This is a genomic window from Marinifilum flexuosum, assembly GCF_003610555.1.
Taxonomy (GTDB): Bacteria; Bacteroidota; Bacteroidia; order Bacteroidales; family Marinifilaceae; genus Marinifilum; species Marinifilum flexuosum.
Window position 1 is genome coordinate 697,157 of record NZ_RAPQ01000010.1, and the last position, 18,260, is coordinate 715,416.

Genomic DNA, 18,260 nt, shown 5'->3' on the forward strand with positions numbered 1-18,260 from the left:
TGAACACATTAGTATGAAAATTGTTTGTGAACCAAATCCCGACAGGGAAAAGGGTGAAATGAGAAATATAATCAAAAATACACCCTTCTGGCTGTCGCCATCTCCCCTAGGAGGGGAGAACTTGAAAATTAAACGATTGTCTCTTTATTGGTTCGTCGAATTATTTATACGAAAATAATGTGTAAGCAAGAGTATCATTAAATAGAAAAACTCATTTCGTAAATGAAGAGATAAATTAATAAACCAACAGCCTTTCTTAAAAGCTGTCAGAGTCTATTTTCCAATTGTAAATCATCAATTAATGCCCTTATCCTCATCAGTAATTAAGTGTACAAAAACACTACTTGTATTTTTACTCTTGTATTGTGCATTTGGCAACAATGCTTCAGCACAATGCCTCGAAAAGAATTTTGCCTTCGAGGCTGGAGAGAAGTTAACCTATCGTGGTTATTACAACTGGGGATTTATATGGGTTGCTGCCGGCGAGGTAAACCTTAGCGTTGAGCAGAGCAAATACAAGGAAAAGGATGCCTACAAATTTTATGGTACAGGTAAAAACCTAAAGGCTTTCGATTGGTTTTTCCACTTGCGTGATACCCTTACTGCCTATACCGAAAGAGAGAACCTAAGACCATTGTATTTCGATAGACGAACCCATGAGGCAAAGTATCATGCCCATCACGAGTATTGGTTCAACTACTCCGACAGCACTATACTTTCAAAAATTCAGAAGCGTGAAAAGCCTGAAAAATTAGATACTCTGGCCAACAAACCATGTACATACGATATTCTATCGGTGGCCTACTATGTGCGTAATCTGGATTTTAGCAAATACAAAAAGGGCGATAAAATTCCCCTGTCGATGCTGGTTGACAACGAAATTCATTCGCTATACATTCGCTACAAAGGGGTGGAAGTTATTAAAACCAAATCGGGCGAAAGGTTCGAATGCCTAAAATTTTCTCCCTTATTGGTGAAGGGAACCATGTTTAAAGGCGGAGAAGACATGACCGTTTGGCTGAGCAACGACGACAACCGAATTCCCATACAGGTTGAAGCCAAAGTTTTGGTAGGAAGTGTAAAAGGAATTCTGGATTCCTACGAGGGATTGAGAAACTCCAAAAATTCCTTCTTTAAAAAGCGAAATGGCAAGCTTGAGATTGAGGAATAGTGTAATTCTTTCTGTATAAAAACATCTTCCGCACATCCTCTAAGTGTTGCCACACCCTTTTTTGTTACATCCACACCTATTTTTATTTGCTCCACACCTTTAATCACTACTGCCACACATCCACTTATTTACTCCACACCATTAATTAAGCTTTCCACCCATTCTCTCATGTCGTCCACATAGTGTGGACATGTTCGTTATTAGTGTGGACGCTCTGATATAGAGTGTGGAGATAGTCATCCGATATGTGGCCCTATTATTTTTATATGTGGATGTGTTTGGAAACTATGTGGTCGTAACAGTTTTGTATGTGGCGTTATTAAACTATGTAACGGAATAGTTCTCCATAATCATTGAGCCAACTTTAAAGAACAGACTCTATTTAAGGCTTCTAACGCAACCATTAACTCATAATAACATCTACTAAAAAAGCCGTTACTATGAAAGCATACAAATTCATTTTAATTATTGTTTTGATCTCGGTATTAGCTTGTGAGCAAAATACTGACAACGATATAGAGAAACCAGATTATGAGTTTGTACCTACGGATGTTTTAGTAAAAATTAAAGGATCCTTTACAATCAATAAAGTCTTTGATTTTATAAATAGCTTAGATCTTGATGTTGAAAACATACACTCACAAGTTTATACATCAAATCTTCCTTCAGATAGTTTGCAGTATGTCCTGAACTATTTAAATGAAAAGCCATATACCAATGATGGCAACACTTGGTTCGTTAATGGATACTTACATTATCAAACAAAAGTGATAACTATATTTCCTAGGTTTTTTGATATTAAGAACAAACCCTATCAGTTAGATTGGCTCGATTCTATGAAAATCTTAAAACTAAAAGAACAAACAGAAGGTGAAACCGCTGGTTGTATAATTTTCTTTCATGTTCCCGAGGGAAAGGAAATGGAATGGAAAAAGAAATTTGAAAAATATGATTTTGTAGAGTGGGCAGAATTAAATCATATTATTGATATAGAGCTGCACTAATTCATAACAAGTATGAATTTCTTTCTACGCCAAGTTTATAAAACCTACTTCTTCTCAATCTTAATTTCGAACAGCTTAGGCCAGCGTTTGCCAGTTACAAACATTCTTTGTGTAGCCTCATCCCAGGCAATTCCGTTTAGAACATCGTCGTTTTTGTCTAGGTTAATTCTATCCTTTTTCTTTAGAATTGTTCCCAAGTGAATGCTACCTTCTACTCTACCCGTTTCAGGATTGATGATTACAATTCGCTCGGTTAACCATACATTGGCATAAATTTTACCATTAATGTACTCCAGCTCGTTTAGGTTGGTAACAGCGCCGTTGTTGTCATACACTTCAATGGTACGTTTCTTTCCGTAATTGGTATCATCAAGAAGGGTAAGTACATTCGAGCCATCAGAAACTACCAATTCATTATTCATGGCAGTAATTCCCCATCCTTCGCCATTGGTAGTCTGTACTTCGAAGAAATCAATCTGTTCGAAAGTTTCAGGATCAACCACAAATGCTTTTCGTGCATGCCAGGTTAGCTGTATAATTCTGTTTTTGCTATAGGTAATTCCTTCTCCGAAATATTCCTGCTCCAAATTTTTAATGGAAATGGCTTCACCATTTTCCAAGCGCACTTTTCTTAAAGACGATTCGCCATGCTGGCCTGTTCCTTCGTACAAAAATCCATCATGAAAAAACAATCCTTGTGTGTAAGCGCGTCTATCGTGAGGAAATGAATTTACAATTTCGTAAGCATAATCAGCAGGAACTTGATTCGACTTTAAGTTGATGTAAGTGCTTACCAAACCAACTGTTCCATTTTCATGATAAGCCATCAACTTCATATTGTGCTTACCCATTTTATCCTTTGTTGGCCTCCATTTTAAATTCCATGGTTTCGAAGTAATGGTTTGTACCAATTCGCCATCGCCCCACAATTGCAAAGAATCAATATCGCCAGCTTTTTTCTTCGGATGAACCAAAATTTCAATCTCTTCGCCATAAGCAAATACATCTCCTCTTTTAGGTGCTTTTAATCGCATGCTATTTACAAACTCGATGGTTTTAGCAGCAGGAGCAACTTCCTTTTTCTCAGTTTCAGGTTTTGTAGCACCATTGTTACCACAGCCTGATAGAATAAAAAATAGAGAAGAGAAGAGAATTTGAAATTTCATTGTTGTATTTGGTTTAGTGTTTGGTTTGATAAAAATAAAAAAACTGTCCCGATTACTCAGGACAGTTTCAATGTTTATTTTGTGATTTCCCATTCAAAACCATCTTTGGTATCTTTCACCACGATGCCTAAATTGGTCAATTCATCTCGTATTTTGTCGGCCGTAGCCCAATCTTTGTTCTTTTTGGCCTCGTTTCTGGTTTCAAGCAAAAAGGCAATTACTTTATCAAGCAATTCATTGTTGCCCCCATCATCCGATCCTTCTATCTGCAAACCTAAAACATCAAACACCAAAGTATTGTATAGTGTTTTCAGGCTTTCCAAATCTTCAGCAGTAATACTTTCTGTTCCTGCTGCCAACGAGTTAATCATTTTCACACCATCAAAAAGGTGAGCGATTAATATTGGCGTGTTCAAGTCATCGTTCAATGCCTCGTAACATTTGGTTTTCAAATCAGCAACATTAATGCTCGAAGAAGCTGATGCCTGGATTTTATCTAAAGTAGCAATTGCAGCCATCATTCTGTTGAATCCTTTCTCCGCAGCTCTTAATGCATCGTTCGAGAAATCAAGCGGACTGCGATAATGTGCTTGCAACATGAAGAAACGAACGGTCATTGGGCTATAAGCCTGATCTAACACATCGTTTTCGCCCGAAAACATGTTCGAAAGTGTAATAAAGTTGCCCAAGGATTTACCCATTTTCTGACCATTAATGGTAATCATGTTGTTGTGCATCCAATATTTTACAGCTTCCTTGCCGTTTGCTCCAGTTGATTGCGCAATTTCACATTCGTGGTGAGGGAATTGTAAATCTAATCCACCTCCGTGAATATCGAACTGTTCACCTAAATATTTCTCTCCCATAGCAGTACATTCCAAGTGCCATCCTGGGAAACCATCACTCCATTTCGATGGCCAACGCATGATATGCTCTGGTGCAGCTTTCTTCCATAGAGCAAAGTCAAATGAGTTTTTCTTCTCGCTCTGACCATCCAATTCACGAGTATTCGAGATCAACTCCTCAATCTTACGACCTGACAATTTTCCGTACTCATGTTTTTTGCTGTAAGCTTCTACATCAAAATAGATAGAACCATTGCTTTCGTATGCAAAACCATTGTCCAGTAATTTGTCAATCACTTCCATTTGCTCAATGATATGACCCGATGCACGTGGCTCGATACTTGGCTTACGTACATTCAAATCGTCCATATCCTTGTGGTAACGATCGGTAAAATATTGAACAACTTCCATTGGTTCAAGCTGCTCTAAACGAGCTTTCTTAGCAATTTTATCTTCTCCCTCATCGGCATCGTTCACCAAGTGACCAACATCGGTAATGTTACGAACGTAGCGAACTTTATACTCTAAATGAGTAAGATATCTAAAAAGTAAATCGAAAGTAATTGCAGGACGAGCATGACCTAAATGAGCATCGCCATAAACTGTAGGACCACAAACATACAAACCAACAAATGGTGCGTTAAGTGGTTCGAACAATTCTTTCTTTCGCTTTAGTGTATTATAAATGAACAACTTGTTTTCCATATCCGTAATGTAATTCGAATTTTTGTTTGGGGCTGTAAAATTATAAAAAATTATGGCTCTTGTGGCTTATTCTTGTCAATATCTTTAGATTCCTGATAGATAGCTAAGCATAGTTTAATAATTATTTTACCTAAGTTTTTGCTGAAATAGATTTGTACTTCTATCTTTGTCACAGCAATACCGCACTTGAACATCTTGTTTGGTAGTAATTTCGACAAGATTGATAATTCCGGATTTACCTCTCGAACGGAATTTTATCAGAACTCAACAAAACGTACTACAAATATGATTTTTAGTACAATTCTGCATTTGTATTTTATGCAGATAATAAAAAGTAAAAGAGAAGTAATGAGTTCAATACCCATTTTTAAGATTATTATCACTACATTAATAATTGGGTAAAAGCTCACAAAATCTTATGGCTAAGATTTAAAAGATATGACTAGAAAAAAAAGAAAACAATCAGGTCAAAGATATAATCGCAAAAGCTTAGAAAATCTAATTGTAGGGATTTTCAGCAACAATCCTGAGAAAACATTTAACTACAAGCAAGTTTCCAGACAATTGGAAATTAAGGAAATAGGAGTAAAACAATTGGTGGTAGGCATTCTGTATGACCTTACCGATTTGGATTTCCTTCACGAAGTTTCAACTGGCAAGTTTAAACTAAAATCGAAAATTGGTCACATCACCGGAACTGTGGATATGACCGCAAGAGGCGCTGCCTTTATTGTTTCTGATGATTTGGAAGAAGATGTATTTGTATCGCAGGCCAATTTGAATCGTGCACTTCATGGCGATGTGGTAAAAGTATACCTATACGCCAGAAGAAAAAGTAAACAACCTGAAGGCGAAGTGGTGGAAATCGTAAAGAGAAAGAAAACCACTTTTGTGGGGATCATCGAAATTTCGAAGAACTATGCCTTCCTGATTTCCGATAGCAGACAAATGCCTTACGATATCTTTTTACCACTTACCAAACTAAATGGTGCACAAGATGGTGAAAAAGCAATTGTACAAATCACCGAATGGCCGAGGAAATCGAAAAACCCGGTTGGACAGGTGGTAAATGTTCTTGGTAAACCAGGTGAAAATGATACGGAAATGCATGCAATTTTGGCTGAGTACGATTTGCCTTACCAGTTTCCTGAGAAAGTAAACGAAGCAGCTGAATTGATCTCTGATAAGATTACAGAGGAAGAAATTGCCTTGCGAAGAGATTTCAGAGAGATTACCACTTTCACCATCGATCCACATGATGCCAAAGACTTTGATGATGCATTATCATTGAGAAAATTGGAGAATGGAAATTGGGAAGTGGGTGTTCACATTGCTGATGTTACCCACTATGTGAAAAAAGGAAGCATTATTGAGAAGGAAGCATTCGATAGAGCAACTTCGGTGTATTTGGTTGACCGAGTAGTACCAATGTTGCCGGAACGACTTTCCAATGGTGTCTGTTCTCTACGACCAAATGAAGAAAAACTAACCTTCTCTGCTGTTTTTGAAATGAATGACAAAGCAGAGGTATTGGATACCTGGATTGGTAGAACCGTTATCAATTCGGACAGAAGGTTTACCTACGAAGAAGCACAGCAAGTAATCGAAACAGGCGAAGGTGACTTTAAAGAAGAGGTTCTTTGCTTAGATCGATTGGCTAAAATTCTTCGCGAAAAACGTTTCAAAAAAGGAGCTATCGACTTTGATCGATATGAAGTAAAGTTCGATATTGATGAGAAAGGAAAACCTACACGTGTATTCTTTAAAGAATCAAAAGATTCAAACAAACTGATTGAAGAGTTCATGTTGCTTGCAAATAAGAAGGTTGCCGAATCGGTTGGTAGAGTAGCAAAAGGTATAAAAGCAAAAACATTTATATACAGAACCCATGATCAACCAAATCCTGATAAGTTGAATTCGTTCAACCAATTCATTCGCAAGTTTGGATATGGAATCAAAACTGCCAATGCTAAAGCAATCTCAACTTCTTTGAATAACCTATTGCATGATGTAAAAGGTGAAAACATTCAGAATTTGGTGGAAACTTTGGCAATCCGATCGATGGCAAAAGCAGAATATTCTACTGTAAATATTGGTCATTATGGTTTGCATTTCGATCACTACTCACACTTTACCTCGCCAATTCGTCGTTACCCTGATATGATGGCGCATCGACTATTGGAAAAATATGCGAATGGCAGCAAATCGGTAAATGCAGACAAGTACGAAGAATTTTGTCAGCACTGCAGCGAAATGGAACAAAAGGCAGCAAATGCCGAACGTTCTTCCATCAAGTACAAGCAGGTTGAATTTATGCAAGATCACCTGGGCCAAGAATTCGAAGGAACCATTTCTGGTGTTACCGAATGGGGATTCTATGTAGAAATCGATGAAAACAAGTGCGAAGGAATGGTTTCTATCCGAGAGCTGGAGGATGATTTCTATGAATTCGACGAAGACAACTACTGCATTGTTGGTCGTCATCATCGTAAGATCTACCAATTGGGAGATAAGATTAACATACGCGTTGCCAAGGCCAATCTGGTTGCAAAACAATTGGATTTTGTTCTGGCAGACAAGGCAGAATTTTAAAAGGAAAGTTAATATCTTAATAAATCATAAAAGAAAGCTCGGGATTTCATACATCCGAGCTTTTTGTGTAATTTTGGTTGTAGAGCTTAATATTTGTGCTACCACAAAAGCTACACTGATTAAGATCTGATAAACAAAACACTACTGTTCCGCATGAAGAGAATACTAATTATAGACGATGATGCTACCATATGCCTGATGCTTCAGGGATTGCTTAAACGTAAAGGATTTGATGCCGACACTGTTTTCTCGGCAGGTGAGGCCATTAAAAAGCTAGAAATTGAAACTTTTGATCTGGTTTTAAGCGATTTTCGATTACCTGATTTTGATGGTTTGGAACTTTTGCAGAAAATCAAAGCCATGCATCCATCGGTTCCTGTAATTATCATGACTTCATATGCAGATATTCGCACAGCGGTGAGTGCCATAAAAATGGGAGCATTCGAGTATGTTACCAAACCTTTAAATCCTGATGAGATTTTATTGCTGATCAACTCAGCATTGGAAAAAGCTCAGGAAAAACAGGAAGCTCCTAAGAAGAAGGAAAAAAAGAAGAAACCAGCTGTTGATTTTGTTCGTGGTGAAAGTTCAAGCTCTCTTCAAATCGATCAATACATCCGCTTGGTAGCTCCTACCGACATGTCGGTAATTATAGAAGGTGAAAGTGGAACAGGGAAAGAGATTGCAGCCAGAAGAATTCACGCTGAAAGCAATCGAAAAGGAAAAACTTTTGTAGCTGTAGATTGTGGTGCATTATCAACAGATTTGGCAGGAAGTGAATTGTTTGGTCATGTAAAAGGATCGTTTACAGGAGCAATTACCGATAAGGAAGGTCAGTTTGAAGCTGCCAAAGGTGGTACACTTTTTCTGGATGAAATCGGAAATCTATCATACGAAATTCAGGTGAAGTTACTTCGTGCTCTGCAAGAAAGAAAAGTTCGCAGAATTGGCAGTAACAAAGACATTGATGTGGATGTAAGAATTGTGGTTGCAACCAATGAAGATTTGGCTTTATCGGTAAACAAAGGTGATTTTAGAGAAGATTTGTATCACAGGTTAAACGAGTTTAAAATTACAGTTCCTGCACTAAGAAATCGTGATGAAGACATTGTTTTGTTTGCCAATTACTTTTTGGATTTATCGAACAATGAACTCAAAAAGGAGGTTGACAAATTCTCTGATGAAGTTTTGGATAAATTCAGAACCTATTCCTGGCCAGGTAACCTCCGTGAACTTCGTAATGTAGTGCGTCGTTCAGTACTATTAAGTCAGGGAGATCAGGTTGAAATCATCAGTTTGCCAACCGAAATTCTGAACGATCAACCAAAAAATGATGTTGTAATCGAAGGGTCGAACTTGAAGTTGATTCAGGCAGCAAACGAAAAAGAGTTGATCATCTCAACTTTACGCAAAGTTAATTTCAACAAATCTAAAGCTGCTCGTTTATTAAATATCGACAGAAAAACACTTTATAATAAGATTAAACAATACGGGATTGAGGTATAAATCATACCACCATTTCATCTGCAATGGATGAAATTACAATTTGAGAGTTTTGCTCTACCTCATCAACCAACTCATTGATATAATCCGGAGATTCAACAACTTCGGATTTTTTATGCAATAAATCTTCCAATTCCTTAAGCAATGGCGCAACGCTCACCACTTTTAACTGATTAAAAGAGCTCAACATTTTATGCGCAATGGATCCTATTTCCAGATAATTTTTTTCATCAGTTGCTTCACGAAGGGCATTTAAATTTTCCTTTGCTGAATCTATAAACTGATTTAAAATTTGGTTAATTAATTCAGGATCATCCGAAGTAAACTGCTTAATTTGAGAAAGGTCAAAAAGTGGTTCATCTTCTATAACAGTGATATCAATGTCATTAATCTTTGGTTGTGCTTCGTACTCTCCTAATAAAAGTTCGCTTATCATCGAACGCAGAAGTTCTTCATCAAAAGGTTTTACCAAACATTCAGTCATTCCTGACGAAATGTATTGCTTTAAATCTGATTCCAACACGTTTGCAGTTAGTGCAACAATGGGAATATCCTTATAGCTATTATTCAGTTCTCGCACCTTACGACATAGTTCAATTCCTCCCATTTTGGGCATATGAATATCAGTCAGAATCATATCGTAATGGTTCTTCTGAATCAAATTCCAAGCTTTCTCTCCATTGTCAACAAATTCTGCTTTTAAATTCCATGTATTAAAAATGGTTTGCAGCAATAGCAAACTGTAATCATCATCATCGGCAATCAAGAAATGTTTATCCTTAAGCTCTTCAGAGATCGATATTTTTTGCTGGATAATTGTTTCCTCAACTGATTTTATAGCCTCTTTTAATGGCAATCGTAATGTAAAAGTTGATCCATTCTTCAATTCACTGTCAACAAATAAATCTCCACCCAATAAAACAGCCAATCGTCTACTAATTGCTAAACCTAAACCTGTTCCACCATATTTTCTCGCCGAAAAAGAATCAGCCTGACTAAAATCTTCGAATATACTTTCCTGCTTGTCTTCAGCAATTCCAATTCCCGTATCTTCAACATCAACCTCAAACAAAAAAGAATCACCTTCAGATATTACGGATGCTCTTATCATCACTTGTCCTTCCTCTGTAAATTTTATTGCATTCGAACCTAAATTCAAAAGAATTTGCTTGATACGGAATGGATCACTCAACAAGCGAATGTTATTTTCTCCGGTATATTCAATTTCGAAATCAAGATTCTTGTTAGTGGCATTAACTTTCAAAAGGTCATATACCTCATACACCAAAGCCTGAGGATTAAAATTGATACTTTCCACATGTAGTTTACCAGCCTCTATTTTAGAAAGATCAAGTATTTCATTTACCAATCCAAGCAAATGTTTGGATGAACTCTTCAAAACACTTACAAAATTCTTTTGCTTCTTTTCCAAATTGGTTTTATTCAACTGATTGGTAAAACCAATAATAGCATTCAAAGGAGTTCTAATTTCATGACTCATGGTTGCCAGAAAATCTTCCTTCACCTTCGCCAATTTTTCAGCTTTTCCTTTAGCAATAATTAACTCAGAACGATAATAATTACTCTTAGATATATCGGTTAGAATAAAAATGATGAACAAAACACCTAAGACCAATCCAACAATAATGATAATAGAGATAATCGAAATGGTATTGCTTGCAATTTGTTTTGCCTTATCGGATTCTTTCTGTAGTTGATTAAATCGTTCGGATTCCAACTGCCTTAACAGCAATTTAATTTTATCCCAAATAATTGTATTTTCTTCTACCAGGCGAAGTTCCTCTCTGTATACAATCTCTCTATTTAATTTTTCTATTTCCTGAGCTCTTTCCAACTGATCCTGTAAGCTCATCAACAAACTATCTGACTGAGGCAAATAACTTGTATCCACCTGCACTTCGGTTCGTTGGATCACGGTTTCTAAAGTATCTACCTTTTCTTTTTTTCCCAATAATCGATTAAAGAAATTGTTTTTCTTGGGTTTTACCTTTTTAGCTGTTTTTACTGTATCTAGAATGGTAGTTTTAGTTGTTGTAGTTTTAATTTGTGTTTTTGCTGAATCGGTAGCCTCACTCAATTGCCTCATTGCATTTTGCGAAAGGTTTACGCGCTCTTTAGACTGCTTCAACTTCACAAATTTTTCCAATTTTTCAGCTCTTTCCTCCAATAAATAATTCATTGAATCTATCAATACAATCGCTCTTCCTGAATCTGGACTAAATTTTCTTAGCGAATCCAAATCATTCTGAATCTCAATAATATTCTCGTAGAAGTTAGCCAGAAACTTTTCCTCCCTGGTTAAAGAATACACTCTGATCTTATTTTCTGCCTCCGACAAATTTGTAAGCACCCGATTCATTCTGGTAATTTCAGCATCAGGTTTTGATAGTATGGCTACTGAATGAAGTAGTTTATTATATGCTTTGTTTGCGATAAATAATGAAGCCACAATGGCCAGGAATACTAAAATGTATCCTAGAACAACTTTTATTTTAATGTTACTTCTTTTCTCTGGACTCATAGGTTTGCTTTCTTATTTTCCTCAACCTAGTAAAGTTAAAAAAGATTTTTCTAAGTAAAACTGGTTGTGCAGAACAATCACACTGTTTCCACACTTGTGGAATATTTACACGAAAAGTGTAGAATAATTCCCCAATACGATTTCCCAAATTGTTTGTTCAATAAAGCAAGCAATTTCAATACCACAATTAAATACAGCTGATTTTATGATACTTACAGATAAAAGTTTGTTTTTTATTAAACATTAGTTCATTTCGGCACGATATTCACATATGTAGTATGAATACATTGCGAAACCTAATCTCTAAAATATATTTATATGAAACGTCTAGTATTAGTATTGTTGATTTTACCATTCTTCGTGGCCTGTAACCAAAAAGAATTAAAACAGTTAAGAGAGCAGAATCAGCAACTAACAGCAATGGCAAAACAAAAAGATTCTACAATTAATGATTTTATTGAGTCTTTAAATACCATTGAAGAGAATCTTGAAATAATTAAAGAAAAAGAAACAATTATATCAGTAAACTCTGAGAATCCTAATAAATCACAAAAGCAAAAGATTGCTAGCGATCTTACTTCAATCAATAACTTATTGGAGCAAAATAGAGAAAAAATTGCTGATTTAGAGAAGAAATTAAATAACAGCTGGTATCAAAACTCGAAGCTTCGTAAGCTTACCGATCGTTTAAAAACGAAATTGGAAGCAAAAGAAACTGAGATTATCGCTTTAAACGATAAAGTTGCTAAACTAAACATCGAGGTTGAAAACTTAAATGGACAAGTAACTGAATTAAACGGTACTGTTTTAGCACTTAATACCGAGAACGAAACCAAAAACCAAGAGATTGCAGAAAAAACAGCTGCTCTTAATACAGGTTATTACGTTTATGGTACTAGCAAAGAATTAAAAGAAAAGCAGGTAATTACTAAAGATGGTGGATTTATCGGAATTGGTAAAACTGCAGTTCTTAACAAAGATTTTAAAGAAAGTGAATTTAAAAAAATTGATATCACGCAAACTACTACAATTCCTGTAACAGGAAAGAAGATTAGTTTGGTAACAAGTCATCCAACAGGTTCTTATAAGGTTGAGGGAACTGATACGGTTGAAGGAATTACCATACTTGATCCAGCTGAATTCTGGAAGTCTTCAAAGTATTTAGTAATTGCGGTACGATAATCAATTCATGGTTGAGTTTTAAGGTTGTCCAAGAAAGGCTGTCCAGTAGGGCGGCCTTTCTTATTATTGCCCAATAGTGTTTTAAAGAAAAACTTTATTGAAATTTAAAACTACCTTGGTTTGCCGATAGAGAATTAATAAGACTTTGGGAGTATACGAAACAAAGGCTCAATTTAATTCCTAATCGGTATTTTAATGAATTGGCAAGTTCATTTTGAATGTTCCTGACTTTTTGTATTTTAGTATTTAGATTTTTTCTAAATAAAAATAACAAATATGAAAGAAGCATATCAAATTAACAAAGTATACTCATTGGTATTGATTTTAGCAGGAGCATTCGGTTTTATTGCCAGGTACTACGAAATTGGAGATTGGCAATTCACAGCTCTTATTCCACTATTCTTTGGTGTAATCTTATTCTTTTGTACACCCGGAATCAGAAAAGAAAATGCAGCCATAGGTCATGTTGCGGCTCTGCTAACAAGTTTATTGGTAATTACAGCAGTTGTAATGCTCTCGAAAGGAATTTTTGGAGATGCAGGTTGGGGACGTAAACAATGGATATTCCTTATAGTTATTCTTGGTGGAATATGGAGTTTACGAAGTCAGATTAATTATTTTAGAGCACAACGTAGAAGAAAAGCTGCACAAGCTAAGTCATAAAAAAAGCCCTTTAAAGGGCTTTTTTATTTATTATATCTTTACGTTAGTTATTTTCTTCTTTTACGAAATAGTTTCGTTGAAACAACAAAATGAATGCAACTCCAATTGTGATGTAAGAGTCCGCAATATTAAATACCGGACGAAAGAAAACAAAATGTTCGCCTTTCCAAATTGGAAACCAATCAGGGAAATTACCTTCTACCAATGGGAAATATAGCATGTCAACAACTTTCCCATGCAGAAAACTTGAATATCCACCACCTTCAGGCAAAAATTGAGCAACTTGGTAATAGCTATCATTAAATATCAAACCATAGAAAGCACTATCGATAATATTCCCCATAGCTCCTGCAAAAATCAGAGAAATGGCAATAATCAATCCCATAGGTGCTTTTTTCTTACAAATATCAAGCAAGTACCAGCCAATTCCACATACAGCTATGATGCGAAACAAACTTAATAGCATTTTTCCCCATTCACCTTCTAATTCCATTCCAAAGGCCATTCCATTGTTCTCAATAAAATAGATTTGAAACCAATCACCAAAAATGTGATAAGATTCTCCCAACATCATATTGGTTTTGATCCAAATTTTCAGTGCCTGATCCAAGATCAGAAGTAATACAATAAATGCTACCGATTTTTTAAATAGCGACATATCTTAACGTTAAATGTTTTATTCGTTTGTTTTCAGTTTTTAAAGAAATGAAAACCTTTACTTCTAAACAAAAATGATTGGAAGAATATACTCTTCCAATCATTTTCTATATTCAAGTTGAATAGTTTACTGCTTCTTTTTAGCTTCGATACTTAAAGTTGCATGTGGTACTGCACGTAATCTTTCAGGTGAGATTAACTTTCCTGTTTCACGACAAATACCATACGTTTTATTCTCGATTCGAATCAAAGCGGCTTCCAGATGAGAAATAAACTTTGCCTGACGCTGTGCCAAACGGCCAGCTTCCTCTTTTGAAAGAACAGATGCACCTTCTTCCAACACTTTAAAAGTTGGAGATGTATCTTCAATATCGTTACCAGAACTGTTAGAAATAACAGCCTTTAATGTATCGAAATCCTTCTTTGCTTTTGCAAGTTTCGAGTTAATTAATTCTTTGAATCCTTGTAACTCCTCGTCTGTATATCGCTTCTTTTCTGTCATTGCCTCAATAGTTTTATTCGTTCTCTAAAGATAACAAAAAATCGATTATTCACTAACTTTTTCAATCTTAATGAAGCTTTCTACACCTTGTTCTATCTCTACTGCCTTAGCTTCGTTTTCTGCTAATTTTTCCACCAACTCAACACTTACTGCCAAAGTTTGACTTCCAATGTATTCTTTATGAGCAAGTACCGCATCGTTGATAGAATCATGCATCATTATTTCAAGTTTGATTTTATCAGTAACATCGAAATCGCTATCCTTTCTCAAATTCTGGATTCTGTTGATAAATTCACGTGCAATACCTTCTTGTTTTAACTCTTCGGTAATGTTTACGTCCATAGCCACTGTAAGTTTCCCTTCATTAGCAACTAACCATCCTGGAATATCTTCTGAGATGATTTCAACATCCTCTAAAGTAAGATCTACATTCTCGTCATTTACATTGATTGCGAAGTTTCCAGCCTTTTCAAATGCCACGATATCTTCCTGAGTCATTTGACCAATAGCTGCCGCAATTTGTTTCATGATTTTACCATGCTTAGGACCTAATGTCTTAAAGTTTGGCTTGATTTTCTTCACCAATACACCAGAAGTATCAGTAATGAATTCCATTTCTTTCACATTAATTTCTGAAAGAATAATATTCTTCACAGCTTCCAACTGAGGAACCATGCTTTCATCCAAAATAGGAATCATGATCTTCTGTAGTGGCTGACGAACACGGATTTTTACCTTACGACGCAATCCTAGTGACATAGAAGAAATTTTCTGTGCCATGTCCATTCTTTCCTCTAGTGCTTTGTCAATTTCTTCTTCATTGTATTTAGGGAAATCAACCAAGTGAACTGATTCTTCAGTGAAACATCCAGTTACAGAATTCAAATCCTTGAACAATTGATCCATATAGAATGGGGCAATTGGAGATGCAAGAACTGAAATGGTTTCCAAACACTTGTAAAGAGTCTGGTAAGCCGAAATCTTATCAGCATCATACTCACCACCCCAATATCTCTTACGACACAATCGAACGTACCAGTTAGAAAGATTTTCATTTACAAAATTCTGAATTGCTCTACCTGCACGAGTTGGCTCGTAAGCTTCGTAACACTCTTCAACTTCTTTTATCAATGAGTTTAGAAGAGAAAGAATCCACCGGTCAATTTCAGGACGCTCTTCCATCTTGATATCAGCATCTGAATAATTAAATCCATCGATGTTAGCGTAAAGCTGGAAGAATGAGTATGTATTATATAGCGTACCGAAGAACTTACGACGAACTTCTTCAACACCACCTAAATCAAATTTCAAGTTATCCCAAGGCTGAGCATTGGTAATCATGTACCAACGCAATGGGTCTGAACCGTACTTTTCAATAGTAGTAAATGGATCAACAGCATTTCCAAGACGCTTAGACATCTTGTTTCCTTTTGCATCCAATACCAAACCATTAGAAATGATATTTTCGAAAGCAACACCATCGAAACACATCGTTGCAATTGCGTGAAGTGTAAAGAACCAACCACGAGTCTGGTCAACACCTTCGGCAATAAACTGTGCAGGGAATAACTTATCGAAATTCTCCTTGTTTTCGAATGGATAGTGCTGCTGTGCATATGGCATAGCACCTGAATCGAACCAAACATCGATCAAGTCTAATTCACGAACCAATTTCTTTCCTGAATCAGATACAAGGAATACTCCATCAACATACGGACGGTGCAAGTCGAACTTCTCGTAATTCGCTTTGCTGTTATCTCCTTCAACGTAATCAGCAAGGATGTTTTCAGTCATAAAACCTGCTTCGATTGATTTTTCAATCTCAGCTTTTAACTCAGCTACCGAACCAATACATTTTATTTCTGTACGATCTTCGCTTACCCAAATTGGTAACGGAGTTCCCCAGTAACGTGAACGAGAAAGGTTCCAGTCCTGTAGGTTTTCCAACCATTTTCCGAAACGACCTTCACCTGTTGATTGAGGTTTCCAGTTAATGGTTTTATTTAGTTCGATCATGCGATCGCGAACTTTTGTAGTTTTAATAAACCAAGAATCCAATGGATAGTACAATACTGGCTTATCAGTTCTCCAACAGTGTGGGTAGTTGTGAACGTGCTTTTCCACTTTGAATGCAAGACTGTCCTTCTTCAATGCAACAGCAATATCAACATCTAAAGTTGCATCCTTTTCGGTTAAAGTAGGATCGTAAGCATTCTTCACAAAACGACCTGCGTATTCGCCATAAGCTTCAACATTCACATAGTTCTTCACAAACTCAGGATCCAAATCTTCAATCTTGAAGAATTTACCAGTACGATCAACCATTGGTTGCATCTTACCTTCCTTATCGCGAAGAATTAATGGAGAAATGTCAGCTGCTTTCGCTACTCTATCATCATCCGCACCAAAAGTAGGAGCAATGTGTACAATACCAGTACCATCTTCGGTGGTTACGAAATCACCTAGGATTACACGGAAAGCATCGCCTTCTGGCTTCACCAATGGCATCAATTGCTCATAACGAATTCCTTCCAAGTCGGTTCCTTTATGCTCCGAAAGAGTTTTATAAGTCAAACGCTTGTCACCAGCTTTGTATTCACCTAACTCTAGTCCTTCATATTTCTTATCGAAGAAATTGTAGAACAAGTCTTTTGCAAGAATCACCACACATGGTATTCCTGTATATGGATTGAAAGTGCGAACTCTTACATAGTCAACCTTAGGACCAACAGCCAAAGCAGTATTCGATGGAAGTGTCCATGGAGTAGTTGTCCATGCAATAAAGTATGCATCGCAATCAATACCTTCGTATAAAAATTCACTCTTCTCATCACGAGCTACTTTAAACATACCCACTGCAGTGGTATCCTTAACATCGCGGTAGCAACCTGGTTGGTTCAACTCGTGAGTTGATAAACCAGTACCTGCAGCAGGAGAGAATGGCTGGATAGTATATCCTTTGTAAAGTAAATCCTTCTCGAACATTTGCTTTAACAACCACCAAAGCGTTTCGATATAACGGTTATCGTAAGTGATATATGGATCTTCCATATTCACCCAGTAACCCATTTTAGAAGTCAAATCCTCCCACTCACGAGTGTACTTCATTACATTGGTTCTACAAGCTTCATTGTATTCATCAACCGAAATCTTGGTACCAATATCTTCTTTTGTAATTCCCAGTTCTTTTTCTACACCAAGTTCAACAGGCAGACCGTGTGTGTCCCAACCTGCTTTACGATTCACCTGAAAGCCCTTAAGAGTTTTGTAACGACATACAATATCCTTAAGTGCACGAGCCATTACGTGGTGAATACCTGGCATTCCGTTTGCCGAAGGAGGTCCTTCGTAGAAAACAAACGATGGATGACCTTCACGGGTCTCCAAACTCTTCTCAAAAGTCTTGTTTTCTTCCCAATCTTTTAAGATATCCTTATTAATCTGCGATAGATTAAAATTCTTGTATTCTGGAAATTTCGTGCTCATTTATATTAATTTAATCTAGTATTTTCTAAAAAGTTTACAAATATAGAAAAAATACAAAAGCGAATGAGCATATTTCCACTATAATCAGAGAGCTAACAGTTTTTTAATCAGCATCTCACTGTTTGATTTTTTAGAAAATGATCTGAGTGCTTATAAATCGAAATAATAACTCAATTATTACTTTAGATTTTAAAGTCTAAATATGAAAATACCTCCAAACAATCATTGTCTGAAGGTATCCA

The 18,260-nt window shown here is 36.3% G+C and carries 12 protein-coding genes; 6 read left to right on the plus strand and 6 right to left on the minus strand.

Features of this window, described 5'->3' with window-relative positions:
• The first annotated feature begins 301 nt into the window (after window positions 1–301).
• Both BXY64_RS16115 and BXY64_RS16120 read left to right on the plus strand, forming a co-directional pair.
• Window positions 302–1,171 (plus strand): DUF3108 domain-containing protein, encoded by an 870-nt coding sequence (locus tag BXY64_RS16115; RefSeq protein WP_120240998.1) that lies wholly within the window; start codon window positions 302–304, stop codon window positions 1,169–1,171.
• Between the two features lie 440 nt (window positions 1,172–1,611).
• A complete protein-coding gene (locus BXY64_RS16120) occupies window positions 1,612–2,175 on the plus strand; it encodes a hypothetical protein (RefSeq protein WP_120240999.1) in 564 nt (187 codons plus the stop codon).
• A gap of 44 nt (window positions 2,176–2,219) precedes the next feature.
• Here BXY64_RS16120 and BXY64_RS16125 read toward each other — a convergent pair whose 3' ends face one another.
• Window positions 2,220–3,341, minus strand: coding sequence for a glutaminyl-peptide cyclotransferase (locus BXY64_RS16125; protein ID WP_170150687.1), 1,122 nt, complete (start codon window positions 3,339–3,341; stop codon window positions 2,220–2,222).
• Between the two features lie 74 nt (window positions 3,342–3,415).
• On the minus strand, window positions 3,416–4,891 hold the full coding sequence (gene cysS, locus BXY64_RS16130) for a cysteine--tRNA ligase (protein WP_120241001.1): 1,476 nt from the start codon (window positions 4,889–4,891) through the stop codon (window positions 3,416–3,418).
• A 438-nt stretch (window positions 4,892–5,329) separates the two neighbouring features.
• Between cysS and rnr the strand changes: the two genes are divergently transcribed.
• Both rnr and BXY64_RS16140 read left to right on the plus strand, forming a co-directional pair.
• Window positions 5,330–7,483 carry a ribonuclease R gene (gene rnr, locus BXY64_RS16135; protein ID WP_120241002.1) on the plus strand — a complete coding sequence of 718 codons (2,154 nt, stop codon included), beginning with the start codon at window positions 5,330–5,332 and terminating at the stop codon, window positions 7,481–7,483.
• 153 nt (window positions 7,484–7,636) lie between these two features.
• The gene (locus tag BXY64_RS16140; RefSeq protein WP_120241003.1) at window positions 7,637–8,989 is read left to right on the plus strand and encodes a sigma-54-dependent transcriptional regulator; all 1,353 of its coding nucleotides are present in this window, start codon (window positions 7,637–7,639) and stop codon (window positions 8,987–8,989) included.
• Between the two features lies 1 nt (window position 8,990).
• Here the strand turns inward: BXY64_RS16140 and BXY64_RS16145 are convergent, their stop codons facing one another.
• The gene (locus BXY64_RS16145; protein WP_120241004.1) at window positions 8,991–11,528 is read right to left on the minus strand and encodes a hybrid sensor histidine kinase/response regulator; all 2,538 of its coding nucleotides are present in this window, start codon (window positions 11,526–11,528) and stop codon (window positions 8,991–8,993) included.
• 318 nt (window positions 11,529–11,846) lie between these two features.
• Between BXY64_RS16145 and BXY64_RS16150 the strand changes: the two genes are divergently transcribed.
• The gene (locus BXY64_RS16150) at window positions 11,847–12,710 is read left to right on the plus strand and encodes a Cbp1 family collagen-binding glycoprotein adhesin (protein WP_120241005.1); all 864 of its coding nucleotides are present in this window, start codon (window positions 11,847–11,849) and stop codon (window positions 12,708–12,710) included.
• A 276-nt stretch (window positions 12,711–12,986) separates the two neighbouring features.
• On the plus strand, window positions 12,987–13,373 hold the full coding sequence (locus BXY64_RS16155) for a hypothetical protein (protein WP_120241006.1): 387 nt from the start codon (window positions 12,987–12,989) through the stop codon (window positions 13,371–13,373).
• A gap of 43 nt (window positions 13,374–13,416) precedes the next feature.
• On the opposite strand, the gene BXY64_RS16160 is transcribed toward BXY64_RS16155, so the two are convergent.
• The 3 genes from BXY64_RS16160 to ileS form a co-directional block, all read right to left on the minus strand.
• Window positions 13,417–14,031, minus strand: coding sequence for a lipoprotein signal peptidase (locus tag BXY64_RS16160; protein WP_120241007.1), 615 nt, complete (start codon window positions 14,029–14,031; stop codon window positions 13,417–13,419).
• A 126-nt stretch (window positions 14,032–14,157) separates the two neighbouring features.
• Window positions 14,158–14,532, minus strand: coding sequence for a TraR/DksA family transcriptional regulator (locus BXY64_RS16165; protein ID WP_120241008.1), 375 nt, complete (start codon window positions 14,530–14,532; stop codon window positions 14,158–14,160).
• A 45-nt stretch (window positions 14,533–14,577) separates the two neighbouring features.
• Window positions 14,578–18,018, minus strand: a complete 3,441-nt coding sequence (ileS, locus tag BXY64_RS16170) for an isoleucine--tRNA ligase (protein ID WP_120241009.1) — start codon at window positions 18,016–18,018, stop codon at window positions 14,578–14,580.
• Between the last annotated feature and the right edge of the window lie 242 nt (window positions 18,019–18,260).